Raw genomic sequence first — 346 nt, 5'->3', positions numbered from 1 at the left:
TTTAAGACTAACAGCCGATGACAGAGCAAATTCAAGAGCGCACTAAAGCTCAACAATATAACTTCAACAAGTTACAAAAGCGTATTCGTCGTAATACAGGCCAAGCGATTGCTGACTTCAACATGATCGAAGATGGTGACCGTATTATGGTGTGTTTGTCTGGTGGTAAAGACAGCTTTACCATGTTGGATYATTTGATGAGCTACAAAAAGTGCCCCAATCTCCTTTTCTCTTGTAGCTGTTAACCTTGACCAAAAGCAACCTGGCTTTCCAGCGCATGTACTGCCTGAATACCTAGAAAGCTTAGGTGTGGAATATAAGATCGTAGAAGAAGATACTTACTCGA

The 346-nt window shown here is 41.2% G+C and carries 1 pseudogene; it reads left to right on the top strand.

The annotated features are described in order from the left end of the window. Window positions 1-17: 17 nt before the first annotated feature. Window positions 18-346, top strand: a pseudogene (locus tag CIK04_RS27495) (tRNA 2-thiocytidine(32) synthetase TtcA); the annotation flags it as partial.

It is taken from the genome of Vibrio sp. 03_296 (genome assembly GCF_002265885.1).
The sequence above is the reverse complement of the archived record's forward strand: the minus strand, read 5'-3'. Positions and strand labels throughout refer to the sequence as shown.